The organism is Enterococcus sp. 4E1_DIV0656 (assembly GCF_002140695.1).
Taxonomy (GTDB): domain Bacteria; phylum Bacillota; class Bacilli; order Lactobacillales; family Enterococcaceae; genus Enterococcus_D; species Enterococcus_D entomosocium.
This window is the reverse complement of sequence record NZ_NGLF01000001.1, coordinates 2,087,606-2,106,561: the sequence shown is the minus strand read 5'-3', so window position 1 is coordinate 2,106,561 and position 18,956 is coordinate 2,087,606. Positions and strand designations below refer to the sequence as shown.

At 40.8% G+C, this 18,956-nt stretch carries 17 protein-coding genes; 5 read left to right on the top strand and 12 right to left on the bottom strand.

From position 1 onward, the window contains the following. Positions 1-7: 7 nt before the first annotated feature. The 3 genes from dnaG to tuf all read right to left on the bottom strand — a co-directional run bounded on the left by dnaG (position 8) and on the right by tuf (position 4,033). A complete protein-coding gene (gene dnaG / locus A5882_RS09915) occupies positions 8-1,843 on the bottom strand; it encodes a DNA primase (RefSeq protein ID WP_008381016.1) in 1,836 nt (611 codons plus the stop codon). Between the two features lie 157 nt (positions 1,844-2,000). Further along, positions 2,001-2,630: a lysozyme family protein gene (locus A5882_RS09910; RefSeq protein ID WP_016613074.1), complete on the bottom strand. Its 630-nt coding sequence runs from the start codon at positions 2,628-2,630 to the stop codon at positions 2,001-2,003. Between the two features lie 215 nt (positions 2,631-2,845). Further along, positions 2,846-4,033 carry an elongation factor Tu gene (tuf, locus tag A5882_RS09905; RefSeq protein WP_005237121.1) on the bottom strand — a complete coding sequence of 396 codons (1,188 nt, stop codon included), beginning with the start codon at positions 4,031-4,033 and terminating at the stop codon, positions 2,846-2,848. Positions 4,034-4,277: 244 nt separating this feature from the next. Between tuf and A5882_RS09900 the strand changes: the two genes are divergently transcribed. Then, on the top strand, positions 4,278-4,637 hold the full coding sequence (locus A5882_RS09900) for a YxeA family protein (RefSeq protein ID WP_034872187.1): 360 nt from the start codon (positions 4,278-4,280) through the stop codon (positions 4,635-4,637). Between the two features lie 128 nt (positions 4,638-4,765). Here the strand turns inward: A5882_RS09900 and A5882_RS09895 are convergent, their stop codons facing one another. Next, entirely contained in the window at positions 4,766-5,770 is a 1,005-nt protein-coding gene (locus A5882_RS09895) for a nucleoid-associated protein (RefSeq protein ID WP_005237126.1), read from the bottom strand. A gap of 168 nt (positions 5,771-5,938) precedes the next feature. On the opposite strand from A5882_RS09895, the gene A5882_RS09890 reads away from it, so the two are divergent. From A5882_RS09890 to A5882_RS09880, 3 genes are all read left to right on the top strand, one after another. Continuing rightward, positions 5,939-6,778: an aldo/keto reductase gene (locus tag A5882_RS09890; protein ID WP_042890321.1), complete on the top strand. Its 840-nt coding sequence runs from the start codon at positions 5,939-5,941 to the stop codon at positions 6,776-6,778. 25 nt (positions 6,779-6,803) lie between these two features. Next, positions 6,804-7,085, top strand: a complete 282-nt coding sequence (locus A5882_RS09885; protein ID WP_005237130.1) for a hypothetical protein — start codon at positions 6,804-6,806, stop codon at positions 7,083-7,085. Positions 7,086-7,199: 114 nt separating this feature from the next. Beyond that, positions 7,200-7,904 (top strand): hypothetical protein, encoded by a 705-nt coding sequence (locus A5882_RS09880; RefSeq protein WP_086299636.1) that lies wholly within the window; start codon positions 7,200-7,202, stop codon positions 7,902-7,904. Positions 7,905-8,070: 166 nt separating this feature from the next. Here A5882_RS09880 and A5882_RS09875 read toward each other — a convergent pair whose 3' ends face one another. From A5882_RS09875 to A5882_RS09840, 8 genes are all read right to left on the bottom strand, one after another. Continuing rightward, the gene (locus A5882_RS09875) at positions 8,071-8,550 is read right to left on the bottom strand and encodes a hypothetical protein (protein ID WP_242693816.1); all 480 of its coding nucleotides are present in this window, start codon (positions 8,548-8,550) and stop codon (positions 8,071-8,073) included. A 33-nt stretch (positions 8,551-8,583) separates the two neighbouring features. Further along, a complete protein-coding gene (gene dgoD, locus A5882_RS09870) occupies positions 8,584-9,732 on the bottom strand; it encodes a galactonate dehydratase (RefSeq protein ID WP_086299638.1) in 1,149 nt (382 codons plus the stop codon). 30 nt (positions 9,733-9,762) lie between these two features. Further along, positions 9,763-11,118 (bottom strand): PTS galactitol transporter subunit IIC, encoded by a 1,356-nt coding sequence (locus tag A5882_RS09865; protein WP_086299639.1) that lies wholly within the window; start codon positions 11,116-11,118, stop codon positions 9,763-9,765. Positions 11,119-11,139: 21 nt separating this feature from the next. Then, positions 11,140-11,418 carry a PTS sugar transporter subunit IIB gene (locus A5882_RS09860; RefSeq protein ID WP_005229267.1) on the bottom strand — a complete coding sequence of 93 codons (279 nt, stop codon included), beginning with the start codon at positions 11,416-11,418 and terminating at the stop codon, positions 11,140-11,142. 19 nt (positions 11,419-11,437) lie between these two features. Further along, a complete protein-coding gene (locus A5882_RS09855; RefSeq protein WP_005229265.1) occupies positions 11,438-11,896 on the bottom strand; it encodes a PTS sugar transporter subunit IIA in 459 nt (152 codons plus the stop codon). Between the two features lie 12 nt (positions 11,897-11,908). Beyond that, positions 11,909-12,526, bottom strand: a complete 618-nt coding sequence (locus A5882_RS09850; RefSeq protein ID WP_086299640.1) for a bifunctional 4-hydroxy-2-oxoglutarate aldolase/2-dehydro-3-deoxy-phosphogluconate aldolase — start codon at positions 12,524-12,526, stop codon at positions 11,909-11,911. Positions 12,527-12,536: 10 nt separating this feature from the next. Beyond that, on the bottom strand, positions 12,537-14,585 hold the full coding sequence (locus A5882_RS09845; protein ID WP_176462017.1) for a BglG family transcription antiterminator: 2,049 nt from the start codon (positions 14,583-14,585) through the stop codon (positions 12,537-12,539). A 298-nt stretch (positions 14,586-14,883) separates the two neighbouring features. Beyond that, on the bottom strand, positions 14,884-17,358 hold the full coding sequence (locus A5882_RS09840; protein ID WP_086372698.1) for a hydroxymethylglutaryl-CoA reductase, degradative: 2,475 nt from the start codon (positions 17,356-17,358) through the stop codon (positions 14,884-14,886). Between the two features lie 192 nt (positions 17,359-17,550). On the opposite strand from A5882_RS09840, the gene A5882_RS09835 reads away from it, so the two are divergent. Then, positions 17,551-18,711, top strand: a complete 1,161-nt coding sequence (locus A5882_RS09835) for a hydroxymethylglutaryl-CoA synthase (protein ID WP_086372697.1) — start codon at positions 17,551-17,553, stop codon at positions 18,709-18,711. Positions 18,712-18,956: the final 245 nt, after the last annotated feature.

Sequence of the window (18,956 nt, the reverse complement as noted above, 5' to 3'; positions counted from 1 at the left end):
CAGTTCGCTATTTAGCTTGTTTCAACCGTTTGGTCAAATCAATGATTTCGATTGCAAGTTCAAGTTCTAATTGCTGGTTTCCTATTTGTCTTGCTTCTTGCTGCTGGATTCGTTTTTGATTGATTTCTTCAGCAATGCCCGACTTTTGAAAGACCTGCAGAATGTCCTGAAATTCTTGTTCAGTCCCTTCCTCAGAAGCTTTAAGATCTGCAATATCGATCACCATTTTTTTCATTGAATCTTCTTTTAAAAAATCTAAGAACTTTGCTAAAACAAAGTGTTCTTCTGTTTCCATATACGCATCAAACAGCAGATACAGTTGTTGATAACGATCATGGATAAAGGATATACCACTCGCTCGGAAGCGATGGTTTAACGTACTGTCATGAAACAAACGGTACAATAATAATTCTTGCGCTTTTTCCACCTGTGTTTTGGGCTGCTGCCGTGTAGGCGGCGTAAAGACCACAGGGGTGTCTGTTGGCGGCGGTGGCGCTACATCTTGCATCGTCCGTTGCTCTTGCCGGTTTTGCTTAAGCTGCTGCTGCAAGGTCTCACGACTCAAATTGAACTCTGTAGACAACTGAGTCAAATAGCGGTCTTGCTCCAACAAAGAATCCACACGCTGCAATTCATTTAAAACAACTTGGACATAGTCCAGTTGCTCCTTCTCATTGGCTAAATTGCGATTCATCCGATGATAATCCATCTTGAAGGCAAAAACGGTTTCTTTGCCGTGGACAGCTAGTTTATAAAAAGCTTCTGTCCCATATTTGCGCAAATACTCATCTGGGTCCATCCGTTCCGGCACTCGCACCACAGATAATTTCAAACGGCTATTGTTTTGCAGAAGCTCGATCCCGCGGTTTGTCGCTTCAACCCCTGCACTATCTCCATCGTAACAAAGAATCACTTCTTGTGCCACTCGCTCGATATGGGCGATCTGCTGATTGGTCAAGCTGGTCCCCATTGAGGCGATCCCATTTTCGATTCCTGCCTGCCAAGCGGCGATCACGTCCATAAATCCTTCAAATAAATACACTTGGCCATCTTTGCGCATCGCACGGCGTGCTTTGTCAAAGTTGAACAGAACCTCGCGCTTGTTGAAAAGGATCGTTTCTGGACTATTTAAATATTTCGGCTGGTCTTGATCACCAACTTTTTCGCTTGCTAGCCAACGACCAGAAAAACCAATTGTTTTTCCTTGAGGATTACGGATCGGAAACATGATTCGTTGGTAAAAGCGGTCTGCCAATGAGCCATCGTTTCGTTGAACAAAGAGCCCTGTATCAGGAAAAAATTCAGCTTTGGCTTGTTCATTCAAAAAGACTTTCTCCAAAAACGAGCGTTCATTCGGCGCAAAACCAATATTGAATTCTTCGATCAATGCCATCGTCAATCCGCGATCCAATAAATAATCAAGCGCTTCTTGGCCAGCAGCCGTATTCACCAACATGTGATGATAGACCTCGGCGGCTTTTTCATGCAGCGCAATCAATTGACTCGTTTGTGAGGTCGCTTCATTGATGCCTTCTGATTGCTGGTATTGCGGATCAAGAGGAATATCGTTCATTTCTGCTACTTTGACGACTGCTTCAGGAAAACTGATGCCTTCAAGCTCTTGCAAAAAACCGTAAACATTGCCCCCACGACCGCAACCAAAACAATGAAAAATTTGTTTGTCTTCTGCAACGGAAAAAGAAGGTGATTTCTCATTATGGAAGGGACACAAACCAAAATAATTCTTTCCAGATTTCTTTAACTGGACATACTGTCCCACGATATCAACAATATTGCTGCGTTCGCGAATATCGTCAATGATCGTTTGAGGAATTCGTGCCATCCACTCACCTCCATTTGGTAAGTATTCATCGTTTATTAGGTAAAAAAACGCACTAATAGGTATCAGTGCGAAGAATAATTAGACGGAATCACTCATAATGATTTTACCATATTCTATTTGTATTTCAAGCTTTTTTACTTCAGTTATTTTGTGACAATCAGGAAAAGAACCCTGCCGTAACATCGATTTTCCATCGGTTCAATTTTATTAGATCCGCATAGAACATATTGCCGCCATTGTGATACAAATGACCGCCATTATAAAAGACCGATTGGATGCCCCAATAACGATAGGTTTGTTCTGTATCATTGCCTAATAACGGGGATAAAACCTCTCTGGAATATGTTTCTGCTAATTCTAAGGTGTTCACGCCACCCCGTTCAGCGACATAATCAATATAATCTGTACCAAAATTATAAGCCTGGACTGCGGTCCAAAGATCACAGTTCATTTGCTCTGCTTTTTCGATCAACTCGGCTAAATAAGAAACCCCTTGTTCGATGCTTTGTTCTGGCGTATCAAATTGGTTTTGTTTTCCATATACACTTTCAGAACTTTGCATCGGATCATTGCCTTGTCCTTTTGACTCCGTCAGCATGATACTCATTGCTAAAGACTGATATTCAGAGATGTCGTGGGCTTGTGTCTGCTGTGCGATTTCCGCTTCATACGCATAGACAGCTTTCAATGCCGTGTAGTTTCGATAGCCCCAAACCCCTGCTCCAATCAGCAGCAGCAAGAGCGCAAGCTTCAGTACAAATCCTAGGAAACGTCGAATTTTTCTCATCAAATACATCCCATCTTTTCTAAGTCAGAATCTATCGTACTATGAAATGAACAGGCTGACTAGAATTTTTTCTCTCCTAAAAAATCCTTAATAAAATCACAAGATTATTTAGAAAAAAACAAGCAATCCTAAGCTGATGGAGGGATTGTTGATGGTCTGACATGAAAAAGGAAACAGTGCTCCTTCAGATAATGGAAGCACTGTTTCACTGATTTTTATTTTTCGATCGTGGTCACGATACCAGAACCAACTGTTCGTCCACCTTCACGAATGGAGAAAGTCGTTCCATTTTCCACAGCGATTGGATGGATCAATTCCACATCGATCGTTACGTTGTCACCAGGCATAACCATTTCCGTTCCTTCTGGTAAAACGATATTCCCAGTTACGTCCGTTGTACGGAAGTAAAATTGTGGGCGATAGTTATTAAAGAATGGGGTATGGCGACCGCCTTCTTCCTTTGTCAACACATAGACTTCTGCTTGGAATTTCGTATGTGGTGTGATGGAACCTGGTTTTGCTAACACTTGGCCCCGTTCAATTTCATCCCGGGTGATTCCCCGTAATAATACTCCTACGTTATCACCAGCTTCCCCAAAGTCCATCGTCTTACGGAACATTTCTACTCCTGTCACGACTGCTTTTTGTGTTTCAGGTTTGATTCCGACGATTTCTACTTCATCACCGACTTTTACTGTTCCGCGATCGATCCGACCAGAAGCAACGGTTCCCCGTCCAGTAATTGAAAAGACATCTTCGATTGGTAATAATAATGGTTTATCAGTGTCTCGTTCAGGTGTTGGGATATATTCATCTACCGTATCCATCAGCGTTAAGATCGCTGCTTCAGCCTCTGGGTCACCTTCCAAGGCTTTTAAGGCAGAGCCTTTGATCACAGGAATGTCATCACCTGGAAAATCATATTCAGTCAGCAATTCTCTGACTTCCATTTCAACTAAATCGATCAACTCATCATCATCGACAAGGTCAGTTTTATTTAAAAAGACGATCAAATGTTTCACACCCACTTGACGAGAAAGCAAAATATGTTCACGGGTTTGCGGCATTGGGCCATCTGTCGCTGATACGACCAAGATTGCGCCGTCCATTTGGGCAGCCCCTGTAATCATATTTTTCACGTAATCCGCGTGTCCTGGTGCATCGATATGGGCATAGTGCCGTTTTTCTGTTTCGTATTCTACATGGGCAGTATTGATGGTGATACCACGTTCGCGTTCCTCAGGAGCCGCGTCGATACTTGCGTAATCTTGCGGATTGGCAAGTCCTTTTTTCCCAAGAACTGTGGTAATAGCAGCAGTCAAGGTTGTTTTCCCATGGTCGACGTGTCCTATCGTTCCGATATTAACATGGGGTTTGCTACGATCATAATGTTGTTTTGCCATATTGTTTCCCTCCTAGAGAAAGTTGAGTCGTTCTTTGACTCGAATCATATTTTGCGATTTACGCTTCCAAATTCATAAGTATCAACTTATTTTTTGTAAGTTTAAATCTACTCTTATTATAGGTCAAAATTAGTCAAAGTCAAGTGAGATGTCTCGTCTGCTAATCCCTAAGAATTTCTTTGCTTTTTTCGATCTATTGGACGTAGGACAATTTTTATGAATAATAGAAGATGAGGTGAGAAATGTGAAAAAAATCATTGCAACGCTGGTTTTTGCAGCAATTTTCCTTGGTGGCTGTTTTGCTACTTATCATTATTACTATGGTGGAAGTGACTACTATACAGTCATCAGGGATGCCGGCGAGCACGACACGGAAATTAGTGATAACGGAGTTGCCGAAGATGTCTACCGTTACACACAAGACGCTTACAGTTCCTCTGGAGAAGTCAAAACGGTCAAAATGAATGAGCACCGTTCCGCGCCTTTAAGAGAAGGTGCCTATTTGAAATTATTGGTCAATCCTAATAAAGGTGTTCTGAACTGGGAAGAAGTTTCTGAAGAAGACGTTCCCAAAGCCGCCCTTGAGAAACTGACCGATCAATAATTGCTGATATTGATCAAAGATATCCAGAAAAAAAGCAGAGACTCCTCATTACTTAAAGAGGAATCTCTGCTTTTTTGTGCTCGTTCTATGTTGTTAGATCCGCATCATCCACACATAAGACCTTTGTCCTACATCCGATTAATTACTTCTTCTACATTTTTGATCGTTACGGAAATCGTTCCGTCTGGATTATTGATAAATTCGATCAAATTTGGATCTCGGTAAACATCCAAAGGAACGATCAATTCGATCCCGTTAGATAATTTTAGTTTTTGTTTCCCGAATTTTTTCTCTGAGATCTCACGGACATCCCGCATCATTGGTGCCTGATTGACAAATCCTTTTTCAGCCACTTCTTCTTGAAAAGAAAGCTGAGCGGTAATATTGTCTTTAAAGACTTTTTGCGCCACTTCACTGACATCAATGTGTCCTGACTCTTCGATCGTGTCGTAAACCGCTTCTTTTAAATCGGCAACAACGTTATAGGTAGGTGTTTCAAATTTCTGACCAATTTTTTCCGCTACTTTTTTGATGACTTTGACGTTTTCTTCTAACGAGGGAATCGGTTCGGCATCAATGACTTTCGTTGAAAAGTAGGCATATTTTTCACCTGAAAAGCTATATTTCTTTTCAATCAGTTCAAAGTCTAAGCTCTCCACATCAATTGTGATCCCTTCATCGGCCTTTTGAGTTTTACCTGCTAGTAAGGCACGATGCAAAATCAAATTGTTTTCGATCCCAGCTTCCCCATTATCAATAAAGTGCGTATAGCCGTCTTGATAGTTGACCTTCAAAAATGCCAACTGCATTCTTGTATCAAATTCATACAAGACCACAAAGGCATCCGCACTTGGTGCATCTTCACTTTCCTTGTACGCTTCATACCACCGTTGGACGATCGCTTCACTGGCTGCGACAAAGTCTTCGGGTGCTTGTTTGACCAGTTGAGCGATCATTGATGTTTCGAGTAAACGCCCTGTTTTGGTTTGCGGTGTTGCAAGTTTCTGTATTTTTTTCGTCAAATAATCGCGGATGTATTCCGTGGTCAAATCGAGTTCAACTTGAGAAAAAACCGGATCACCAGTTTGACGGTCAATAATGTGTAATATCGCATGTTTCAAATAAATATCCATTAGTTACGCTCCTTATCCATTTGTCTAGTGTACAAAAAAAATAGGCGAACTGACAAGAGCCAAACGTCATTTTTCTTATTGGCCACTTCCTTTTTGAAAGATGCATTCATTGGAAAATCCGTCCTCGTCTGCTAAACTAAAGGTATCACAGAAAACGGAGGAATGAACATGAACAGCTATACGTTATCAAACAATGTAACCATCCCTGAGTTAGGTTTTGGCACATGGCAAACACCAGACGGCGACGTTGCCGTAGCATCAGTCAAAAAAGCACTGGAAGTAGGTTACCGCCATATTGATACAGCCCAAGGCTATAAAAATGAAGCCAGTGTTGGTCAAGCGATCAAAGAAAGCGGCATTCCCCGCGAAGAACTCTTTTTGACTACAAAATTGTGGAATGCGAACCATTCCTATGATCTTGTGATGTCTTCTTTTGAAGAGTCCTTAGAGAAACTACAAACAGACTATATCGATCTTTTCTTAATCCATTGGCCAAACCCAGTAGCCTTTCGTGACAACTGGCAAACAGCGAATGCAGAAACATGGCGCGCTTTTGAAGAATTGTATCAAGCAGGCAAAATCAAAGCGATCGGGGTCAGCAACTTCTTGCCTCATCATTTTGAAGAATTGAAAAAAACAGCGACCATCTTCCCAATGGTCAATCAGATTTTCCTTGCACCTGGCGAGTTACAAGAAGAAGTGGTGACTTATTGCCAAGAACACGATGTATTGCTTGAAGCATACAGCCCATTAGGTACCGGGAAGATATTTGATGTACCAGAAATGAAAGCATTAGCTGAAAAGCATCAAAAATCAATCGCTCAAGTTGCATTACGCTGGTCTTTACAACATGGTTTCTTGCCATTACCAAAATCAGTCACACCAAGTCGGATCGAAGAAAACATCCATGTCTTTGATTTTGAGCTATCTGAAGAAGACATGAATACGATCGATCAATTAGATGGCGTCGTTGGGAAAGCGACCAATCCAGATACGACAGGGTTTTAATTTTACTCTCTATAAGGAGAAGCCTATGAAGACAACTGATTTGATTCACCTCTCCCCTGCTGTTCAAAAAGCCTTACATGCTGATTTTGTTTTTCTTGTATGGCCAGGCAAAGTCCAACATTTCCCGGCGCGTCAATGGTCGTCTAGCGACTATCAGCAGATGCTGGCTGAGAAACTCACTGGGGAAGTACGCTTTTTTCTTTGGGAAAACTACTTAGTCGCCACTGGAGACAAGGAGCTTTTGATCCTAATGCCTAAGTACCATCAAATCAATGATCTAGTAGAAACGCCAACGCCGCTTCTTTAGCAGCGCTGGCGTTTTTTCAGGAAATATATAATTTTTTTTGTATTTTTTCATGAGAATGACTGTTCTTTTCTGCAAATTTTCCTTATAATCGATAGTGATCGAGAGGAGAAGATTATGAAAAAGAAACAATTAGCAAAATTGAAACAACAATTCCGCCCGTCTTATGAAACAGCTCGACAACAGTTGTTTACAGCGATCGAGCGCAAAACAGCAGATAAGTTCGACCTTCCGACAACTGTTTATATCAATCCTAAAAATCAAGAGGAATTATTGATTGAATTGTTGAAGGAAACACCCAAAGAACAAAAAATCGCTGTTCCTTTAGATGAGAACTTCAAAATCGTCGTGAAACGAATTCAACGCTTAGAAGCTGGCTTACTTGATCGTTTCAGCGATAACTTAGTCGATGAGATCGCTGCTTACTGGTTACCGACCAATCCGCAAGAAAGTGCGGCACCTACCTCCGCTCCTGTGAAAGAACCAGCAGAAGTGAAGGAAGAAACGGCACCAACTATACCTGCATCAACTAAAACTAAAGAAGTGGAAAAATCAACGGCTGATGATTCTGACGAATCCATGACTTTTTCAGCATTTGCCGAAAAAATCGCAGCATTCCCTAAATTTTCTGCAAAACAATCTTCAGGAGAAACGACCGTGATCGAAGCTTCCCCGAAAGAAGATCGTGTTCTAGCAACAATTTCTGAAACAGAAAGTGATACTTTTACCATCGAAACCGCTCTAGAACGCAAATACAAAGTAAAACTAGAAGTCATTCCATTGATCGAGGCGTATGCCCACACGGCGATTTCTAAACGATAAAAAAACTGGGAGAATGAACCATTCTCCCAGTTTTTTATAACCCGACGATAGTGAATAAAAATACAGCTGACTAATTTTACTCTTTGCTAAAAATCAGTAAGAATTACCACGCTTGTTAGCTTTCTTTTCAGAAATTTATAAAATCAATCCTTCTCCATAAACAAAATTAAAGGGATACTTTAGTATTCTTTTGCTTCCTTTGCGTCAATCCCTCTTCCTTAAACACTAGCTTCTCTTCCTTTTTCAATAAACGGAAGTACTCTGCCAAAATTTGCGGTGACTCTGAAAATAAAAGCGAGAAGCGGCTATTTTTGTTTTTATAAAAGGTTACAAAAGTTTGATTATTTACTGTTTGTTCAATCTCTATTGCCGTATATTGATCATATTCACCTTTTAAAACACCCAGTTTGATCAGCTGATCTGCTCCTAAGCCTTCTTTTGAAAAACCAACTAAACAGACTAAGCCGATCAGTGCAAACAATTTCAATTGGTCACTCAACTGATCTGGCCAAAAAATGACGAAAAGAAGCGCAGACAGAATTAAAGCAGTTGCCTTTTTTATAGAGTTCGCTTTTGCCTGCAAAAGAATTTTGCGCTGCTCTTTGAGTTGCATCACTAACAGAACGAGTAAAAATAAGTTGATCATAATTGCTTCCGCCATGAGTAACTTCCTTTCATACTACCATTCTGCAATAGTGCCATCATAGTTCTTCCATTTAGGGTTGGTCCAAATCAACCCTTCTTGCGAAATATCTCTAACTCTATCCTCATCCATCTCCAACCCTAAACCAGGCTTACTTGGTAATTCTACATAGCCATCCCTATACTGAAATACTTCTTTGTTTTTCACAAAATCTAACAGATCAAAGCCTTTATTGTAATGGATTCCTAAACTTTGCTCTTGAATAAAAACATTTGGGGTACAAGAATCAACTTGCAGTGTTGCTGCCAAAGCAACGGGACCATATGGTGCGTGTGGGGCAACAGCCACGTCATAAGCTTCAGCCATGGCAGCTATTTTTCGCATTTCCATGATCCCTCCACATAATGCCACATCAGGCTGGATCACATCTATTGCTCCTTGCTGAAAAAGTGTTTTAAACTGCCAGCGAGTATACAGTCTCTCCCCAGTGGCTAAAGGCGTTGCCACAAGCTGAGCAACTTCTTTAAAATGTTCCTCATTTTCAGGAAGAACAACTTCTTCTAAAAACATTGGATGATAAGGTTCTAATGCCTTCGCTAAAACTTTTGCCATCGGCTTGTGGACTCTCCCATGAAAATCAATTCCAATATCCAATTTACTACCAAAGCGTTCCCTAATCGAGGCGACACGTTTCACCACTTCCTCTATCTTTACATAGGAGTCAATATAGTGCAGTTCCTCTGTTGCGTTCATTTTAACTGCAGTAAACCCGCGGTCAACACGATCTTGTGCTTGCTCTGCGACATCATCCGGACGATCACCACCGATCCAAGAATATACTTTGATTCTGTCACGAGCAGCGCCGCCTAATAGTTCGTAGATAGGAACACTCAATGCTTTTCCTTTAATATCCCACAAAGCCATCTCTAGACCAGACACTATTGTTCCATGTATGGGACCGCCACGAAAGAAAGAGCGGTGCATTTCTTGGAACAAGCGCTCAATCTCAAACGGGTTCTGTCCTAACAAAAATCTTTCCCCTACCTCATAAGCTCCTGCAACAACTGTTTCGGTTTTTGTTCCAGAAATCATCTCTCCCCAGCCATCGATTCCTTCATCTGTTGATAATTTTACAAAAATCCAGCGGGGCTTTACTTTATACACTGTAATTTTAGAAATTTTCAAAACAATCTACTCCTCTTTTTCGACAATATTTTATTCAATTGCTGCTTCACGAATAATTTTTTTGATTCCTTCAAAGAAATACCATACACCGCCAAATCCTAGAAGAAGAACTGGAATACCAATCATCGGTTCATAGGTGAATGCAATGAAAACCAGGTAACTTTGAATCATTGAAGTTGCTGCAAAAGATGAAATAAGCATGGAACTTGATCCAAGATCAATCCCTACCTGTTTGGCTATTTCGGTTAGAATAGGTGAAGTAACTGTTCCACACCAAAGTAAAGAGGCGGTCACAACTAAACCGATAATAATGTTTTTCAGCAAGTTTCCTCTAGTCAATGCAACAACCATCGCTACTCGAAATGGAACTACAGCTAGATCGGCAAATGGCAACACACGATTTCCTGGTAAAACCAAAGCCATAGCAATTGTTAAAGGAATAATAATCAGTGCAGTTGTTATAACATCTGGATTGCCCACAACAACCGCTGCATCTAGTCCAATAAATAAACGGCGACCTTTAAATTTCTTCTGAGACCATTTTTGCGCTGCGTCTGAAATAGGCATTAATCCTTCCATAAAAAGAGAGGTCATTTTTGGTATCAGAACAAGGACAGCAGACATACTAACCCCTAATTGAAGAATCTGAGTGATATCATAGCCAGCTAAAAAGCCGATTGCGATACCTATGACACCGCCCATAATCATAGAGTCCCCAAAGAAGCCCAAATATTTTTGTGCATCCTTAATGGTAAACTTGGAATTTCGAAAAAGAGGAATGCGGTCTAAAAGCCAGTTTAACGGCCATGCAATTACTAAAGAAGATAAGGCTGAAACCGTGGGTAATGAAACCCCTGGAATTCCAAAAAAATCTTCAACCAAAGGCTGTGACCAATCAGACATTTTAAATGTGACAATTGCCATTACAACTGATGCGCCCACACCTAACGCTACGTTCTTAGTCACAAAATAAACCATTACACCAACAATAGCCATATGATGATAATTCCAAATATCAACATCCAACGTTTGAGTTCTTTTGAGAACCAACAAGATGATATTAACGATCAATATAGCAAATATAAGCAGTGCAATAATTGGAGATGCCCAAGTAACCGCCGCGATTGAGCCCCATCCTACGTCCAAGGCATCCAGCTGTACGCCGGTCCGCTCTACCATAGCACGGGCTGCTGGTCCGACATTGGTTGTCATAAAATCCAGAATCAGACGAATCCCTGCAAATCCGATTCCTAGTGTTAGCCCAGACTTAAATGCTCTTGAGATTTTCAAACCGAAAATCATGCCGATAATTGTAATAATGACAGGAAGCATCACTGTAGGACCAGCGTCAATAAAGAAATTGAATACATTCATTACATAATTCATTCTTTTTTCTCCTTAAATTTTTTATTTTAAATAATTCAAAATTTCTTCCATAGTTTGTTCAGAACCAATTCCCGTTAAAATAGGCATTCCCTTTACCACAGGAACTTCACCAGTCTGACCTTCAAATTGACCAGTTGTCACTAACAAGTCATAGTCTTGAACTTTACTAGGTACTTCCATCAGTTTGGTTTGGGTTGTGGAAGCCTCAACTCCATGTTCATTCAGATAATCCTTCACTTTTGATGCTACTACGGTTGAAGTCGCAATCCCATTCCCACAAGCAATTAAAATTCTTTTCATTTTCATTTCCTCCTATTTTTTAGGCTATCGCCTTTTTTAATAATGTTAGCAATTTTAGATCCGAATTCGCCGCCGTCATTTGTTCACGAAGTGGCTCATCTTGAATAATACTGACAATCTTTTGTAACATCTCCACTTGGCCGTGCGGTTCACCGATGGCCATCATGATAACGATTTTAGTAGGTAAAATGACTTGATTATCTTCCATATTGCGAAACCCTACAGCTGTTTCTAAGGTTGCAATCGCCAAAGTTGTTTGATTGACCAAATCAAAATTTGCATGAGGAATTGCTACGCCGGGCTGTGTCGAAGGTAAACCGGTTGGATATTCGGACTCGCGTAACTGTATTGCTTCGATATAATCTTCTTTGACATAGCCTCGTTGGTATAGTTCATTCGCTAAAAAAGCAAGGACTTCTTTATCACTGCCTGCTTTTATATTTCGAAATACTAGTTCTTCGTTCAGTTGCAATTCCATTTGTTTTCCTCCTTAAATCTCTGTTGCTAATTTCTGTAGTGATAGCGCTAGTTTTGCTGGGTCAGCAGCTTGCAAGTCTTGCGATTGAAAAAGATTGGAACCTAAACCAAGATAACTCGCTCCATGGTCAAAATATTCCTTGGCGTTAGAAATCGAAATTCCACCAACACCCATCAAAGGTAGCTTGCCCAATGGAGCTTGCACATCTGTGAAAAAGCGTGGTGTCACAACTGCAGCGGGGAAAACTTTAACGATATCCGCTCCATCTGTAAACATCTCATTGATCTCAGAAGGGCTCATTGCCGCTGGTACTGAGAGCACTTGCTCTTTCCTTGCAAAATCCATTATTTGCTTCGTAAAACGATGGGGACCTAATAAAAAACGAGCCCCAGCTGCGACGGCTTTTTGGGCGTCAGGTAACGTTCTTACTGTTCCTGCCCCAATGAGAATAGTTTCACCAAATAATTTGCTTAACTTGTTGATATGTTCTAGAGCCCCTAAAGTATTTAATGTGATTTCAACTGCAAACTCTTTCTCAAGCCCACTCATTGCCGTTAAAACTGAATAAGCTTGTTCATATGTGTAACCCCTCATAATAATTGTAAAGCGTGGGTAATCTTCTACTTTCATCGTATTCCTCCTAAGTCACTTGTCTAATTAGCTGATAAGCTGTTTTCGTATCTGAGCTTTCCTTCAAACGATTTAAAAACGTAGAATCATTACTAATATCTGCTAACTGATTCACAGCTTTCAAATGTTTCGTCAAATCATAAAACGATAATGGATAAATAAAATGGATTTTTTTATCGTTTGGAAAAGCGATTGGCTCAGCAGCAATCAATAGACTTATCCCGTCTTTTAATACGCCATTTTGTGGTGCTGTATGCGGGATACACGTTTGACTCCCTAAATACCCAGCGTATCCTTGTTCTTCGATTTGATCCAAACAATCTTGAATAAACAGCTCTGTAATCATCTGATCTTCTAACAAAGGATGGCAAGCAAATTTCACTGCTTGTTGCCAAGTTAGCTTCTCTGACGTTCTTCTTATAAAATCGGGTTTCAAATAATCAGTCAATGATGGTAACGCTTTAAAATTTTCTAAAGGTGAATCTTGCTTTTGCTTCAATAAAAAGTACTCTAACTCTTCCCTTAGTTGCTTCGTATCATTTACTTGAGCATATGTGCGAATCACCGAAAACAACTCATCAACTGAGCGGTCTACTTCATTTAATCCTAACTCTTTTAATACACGATATCGCAGACTTATCTGTTGCTTATAAGTCATGATAGGATCAATAATAAATTGCGGTAATTCACTGTTTAATGCAGTAGTTGTAAAAACCAAGTCATAATCCGTTCCAAATTTATAAAAATCTCTTACTGAAAATGAAGCTAAAAAATGCAACTCGGGAAATAGTTTTTTTAAATTTTCTCGCATCAGTTTTGAAACCATAACCCCATTGGCACAGACAACTACTGCCCTTGGTAATTGCGCTGCTATTTGACGAGGACTCATTAATTGAAAACCAAAGTAATAAGATAGAAGTGCCAACTCATCATTTGGAAACGCTCGGCCTAACCAGTTTTCTGTGGGAACAATCAGCTCCTTCATAAGATCCTTCAAAATTGCATGGTTGCTATCTTGAACTAAGCTATCAAGGGAGTACATGCCCAAGCTCAAATTGTATTTTATACGAAAACACGCTGGACGCAGATGGCCCAAAATCCGACGTTCAAATGCCTCTCTATCTTCAATCATAATTAGTGTTTGGTTTTGAAAACTTGTAACCATTTCACTGATCAAACATCTTAATTCACTATCTGAATCAAATACTTGAGTCGTCTTACGTTCAAAAATATTAGATGTTAAAAATAGCAGAGCTAGCCAAGAAAGATAGTTAGGAGACATGCTGGACCAAGGTGTATCTTGAAGCAAAATAGTCAGAACTTTATATTCTGGAGTTTTTCGAATCTCTATTTGTACCATTTCATCTTTTGAAGCAATCGGTGAAGTTGCACGTTGCAAGGTCATTCTTACAGCTGATTGCAGATAATCAATAGATTCATCTGAGTACCTTAAATGAAGCAATTGCTCCATGTTGTGTATCAAATGAACAACCTCTTCTTCAGGAATAGTCGGTGCCAATTTTCCTTTAATATCATCAAGACGAAATAATGAATGCTGCTTAATTAAATCAGAGAGCAGTTGTAAGATTCTCCTTTCCAATCCTTGCAGTTGATAACCGCTTTGACGATCATAGTGAATGGACAGGGCGTATTTGCTAACAAACTGCTTCGCTTTCTTTAAATCTTCTTGAATCGTATTGCGACTTACCGATAAGAGCTGTGTAAAATGATCCATACCAATGTAATCGGTATTAGTACATAAAAAACTTAACATGATGGCAATCCGCTCATATTCAGAGAAAATTGTAACCATGGCAGAAGAATCTTCTTTATTTTGTTCAAGAGAAATCATTCGTAACACTTCTAAAGGAATAATAAAATCTCCCATATGGTTACGCCTGATTTGAGGCAAACCGTTTTCAAGTAACTCCTCATTAAATTGCTTAATGGAATAGTTAATCTGTCTTCTTGTTAAAGAAAGTGATGTGGTTAACTCTGCCATCTTTATCTCGGGTTTTTTTACCAATCGTGTGAGAATTCTTCGGATCCGTTCATTCATTTGATTCCCTCCTGATGAAATCATTATAGCTTTGATTCTTCGTAAAAAGATGTATAATTGAAAGCGTTTTTTGTCATAGTTGTTTTTTCTTTTTGTCCTAGTAAAACTAGTTTTGATAAATCGCTGCTTGGAACCGACAAATAAAAAAAGTCCTCTATCAGCAAAAGTACAGCGAGATTTTTTATCTATTGCATTATTATCTCCAAAACAAAAAAAGGACGAACTCCCTTTAGTAAGGGGATTCGTCCTTTCCATTTATTGTTTAGGATAAAAAGTTTTAAAAACTAGAGAACCTTTTTTAATTACGTATTTCGGTTAAAAATTTACGGGCTTGCTCTTGGTTCATTTGAGTCGCAGCTCGCAGCTTAGCTGCCAGCTGTTCAATCTCGGTTCCTTTTGCTCCAACTGAAATAGCTAATGAACGGGCTTGCATGCTCATATGGCCTTGCTGGATACCTTCTGAAACCAATGCTCGCAAAGCGGCCAGATTCTGAACCAACCCGACACTTGCCGCCAGCGAAGCTAACTCACTCGCCGTTTCAACACCAGTCAATGCCAACGCAGCTTGGGCTTTTGGCAATATTTTTGTGGCACCCCCGACTGTGGCGATCGCCAACGGCAGTGTGATACTACCAATCAAACGGTCTTCTATGATGGTCCAGGAAGTCAACCCTTGCACGCGGCCATTACGGACAGCATAGCCATGACAAGCGGCAGAAACGGCGCGAGTGTCGTTTCCGGTAGCCAAAATCAGCGCTTCAACCCCATTCATGATCCCTTTGTTATGGGTAGCGGCACGATATGGATCGATCTTGGCAAAATCAGCTGCATGAACAATTTTTTCGGCAACTTGTCTGCCATTTCCGGTCTTGCTCAATTTGTCAAAAGGCACCGAGCAAGTGGCTGTTACTAACGATTCCGTAGCGAGATTGCTTAAAATACTAAAGAGAATTTCTTCTTCTGGGAACCACTTCCGAAAGAGGTCGGCCACTCCTTCTAAAATCGAATTGATGATGTTGGCGCCCATGGCATCTTTGACATCAACCAACAAATCGATTGAGACATAGGCTGTTGCTAATTCAGATTCTGCTGGCACAAAGTTCCGACCGATCACTCTTCGCAATCCACCGCCGCGTTTCACGATGGTAGGATACGTCTCATTCGCCATTGCAAAGATCGTTGCTTGCTCGGATTCAACTTTTGCCAAAATCGCTTCCGGATCCTGAACATCCATAAAGACGATCTGGCCTCGAAGCAAACGTTCTTGACTGGTCGTTGTAATGGGCCCAGCCATTTTTGCTCCATTGCTCATCGCTGCAATCACAGAAGGTTCTTCTGTGGCTAACGGGACATTGTATCTCTTGCCATTCACTTGCAGATTCAACCCCACACCTAAGGGAATCTCCACTTCACTGATCTGGTTTTCGATCAAGTGATTGGAAGTTTCCTTGTCTAATGCCATTTCTTGAAAAACCAAGGATTCGGCTGCTGTGATCGCCCCTTGTGCTTCAAGAAAGGTTAGTCGTTCGTTAGGCGTAAGGGCGTAAAACTTTTTTTTTTCTGTTTTTTCTGATGCCGACTCTTCATGAAAATCGGTTTGACTTGCTGCCGCCGAAGGGTTTTCTAACAGCATCGCTAGCCCTAACCCGCCACCGACACATAAAGAGGCGATCCCATAACATTCTTGTGTGTCTTTTAGCTGATAAGCGACGGTCGTTGCGATCCGAGCACCGGTTGCTCCAATCGCATGGCCAAGGGAAATGCCCCCACCGTAACGGTTGACTTTCTTGGGATCCAAACCAAGTTCACGTTCTACTACGATCGAGGAAGCTGCAAAGGCTTCATTGATTTCAAAAATACCGATATCTTCAATCGACAGTGCTTGCTTTTTCAGCAAAGTATCGATTGCTTTGATTGGTGAGATTCCCATGATCTCTGGGGCAAAGCCAACTTCAACGATCTCTTTGATCACTGCCAGATAAGGAATCTGATGCTCCTCACAATAGCTTTTTGAGGCGATCAAGACCATGGCAGCCCCATCATTGATGGTTGAGGCATTCCCAGCAGTCACCGTACCGTCCTTTTTGAAAACCGTTTTTAGTTCAGCTAATTTTTCGACTGTCGTAGCGGCGCGAATGCCTTCATCCTGGGAAACGGTAGCAGACTTTTCGGTCACGGGTACGATCTCTTGCTCAAATTTCTTTTCCGCTTGTGCTTTGGCAGCCTTCATTTGGGAGTGGTAGGCAAATTCATCTTGTTCTTGTCGAGTGATGCCATATCTTTCTGCAACAGTTTCAGCCGTTAAGCCCATCGGTTTGCTGCTAAAAGCGTCTGTTAAGCCATCATGCATCATTGTCGATACTGGATTTGAATACTGATCATCCGCCTTGTTATAATAACTGAATAGCGGCGCATTCGTCATACTTTCGATCCCACCAGTCAAGACGACTGATGCCTTGTTTAACTGAATTTGCTCCATGCCCATTAGAATCGCTTTCATTCCCGAACCGCAAACTTCGTTGATCGTTGAGGCTGGAATATCTGAAGAAAGCCCACTTTGCAGGGAAACTTGGCGACTTGGATTTTGCCCACTGCCTGCTTGCAGGACATTTCCGATAATCACTTGTGCGATATGTTCTTTTGCTTGTTGGTTTCTTGCCAACAAGGCTTTCGCAGCAATTGTTCCTAATTCTACTGCTGAATATTCTTTTAATGACCCATGGTATTTGCCAATTGGCGTTCTTAGTGCGTCGATAATGACAACTTCTTCCACGTACGTCACCTCCTCTTGAAATATATCATTAAATCTTCCAAAAAAGAATACCCCACATCAGCTTGCTGTGCCCTTTTCTACTTTCTTTAATAAAGTTTAAATTCTAATCAATTCTTTTTCATTTTTTTCAAAAAATATGATACCTTAGAACGTGTAGCCTACTAAGTACGTAGAACATAAAGGAGCGACGGAATGAACGTTGGTATTGATAAAATAAATTTTTATGTCCCCCCCTATTTTATAGATATGGTTGATCTAGCTCACGCCCGAGAGGTCGACCCAAATAAATTTACGATCGGGATCGGTCAAGATCAAATGGCGGTCAATAAAAAAACGCAAGATATCGTCACCTTTGCCATGCATGCGGCAAAAGATATCCTCACAAAAGAAGATTTACAAGCAATTGATATGGTGATCGTCGGCACAGAATCCGGCATCGATGAATCAAAGGCTTCGGCAGTGGTTTTGCATCGCCTATTGGGTATTCAACCATTTGCCCGCTCCTTTGAAATCAAAGAAGCGTGTTATGGCGCAACAGCAGGCTTACAGTTTGCTAAAGCCCACGTACAAGCCAATCCAAAAAGCAAAGTTTTGGTGGTGGCTTCAGACATCGCCCGTTATGGCTTAGCTTCCGGTGGAGAGCCCACTCAAGGCGTAGGTGCAGTTGCTATGCTGATCTCTGCAGATCCAGCGATTTTGCAGTTGGATAACGATAATTTGATGTTGACGCAAGACATTTATGATTTTTGGCGTCCCGTTGGTCATCAATATCCAATGGTAGATGGCCACTTGTCAAATGACGTCTATATCGATTCCTTTAAACAAGTTTGGCAAGCCCATTGCGAAAAAACGCAACGCACAGCAAAAGATTACGCTGCATTGAGTTTCCATATTCCTTATACAAAAATGGGAAAAAAAGCCTTATTGGCTGTTTTTGCCGAAGAAGAAGAAACGCAACAAGAACGCCTGATGGCTCGCTATGAAGAATCGATCGTTTACAGTCGTCGTACCGGCAACTTGTATACGGGTTCATTGTACCTAGGCTTGATCTCTTTATTGGAAAATTCCTCCAGCTTGCAAGCCAATGATCGGATAGGACTGTTTAGTTACGGCTCAGGAGCGGTTGCTGAATTTTTCAGCGGCGTATTGGTACCCGGTTATGAAAAACAGTTAGCACAAGCTGCTCACCAAACGTTACTTGATGCCCGTCAAAAACTAACGATCGCTGAATACGAAGCAATGTTCAATGAGACCATCGATATTGATCAAGATCAATCCTTTGAAGATGATCTGCTTTACAGTATTCGTGAAATAAAAAATACCATTCGTTATTATAAAGAAGAAAACGAGTGATGTTAAGAAAAACTTTGTTTATTTTCAAGCAAGAAAGCTTGATGAAACAAAGTTTTTTTCTTTCTTTTTAATTTGTTGAAACAAAGCATCTTTTTCAGACTTTTTCTGATTGTTATTCAAAAATTTTCAGATAATTCAGGAAAAACATTTGACAGTCCGCTTTTTTTTGTCTATACTAAAAACAATTCAAGTATGGAGGAACTTTTTTATGTTAAAAACGACCGTGTCCCCACAACTGAATATCT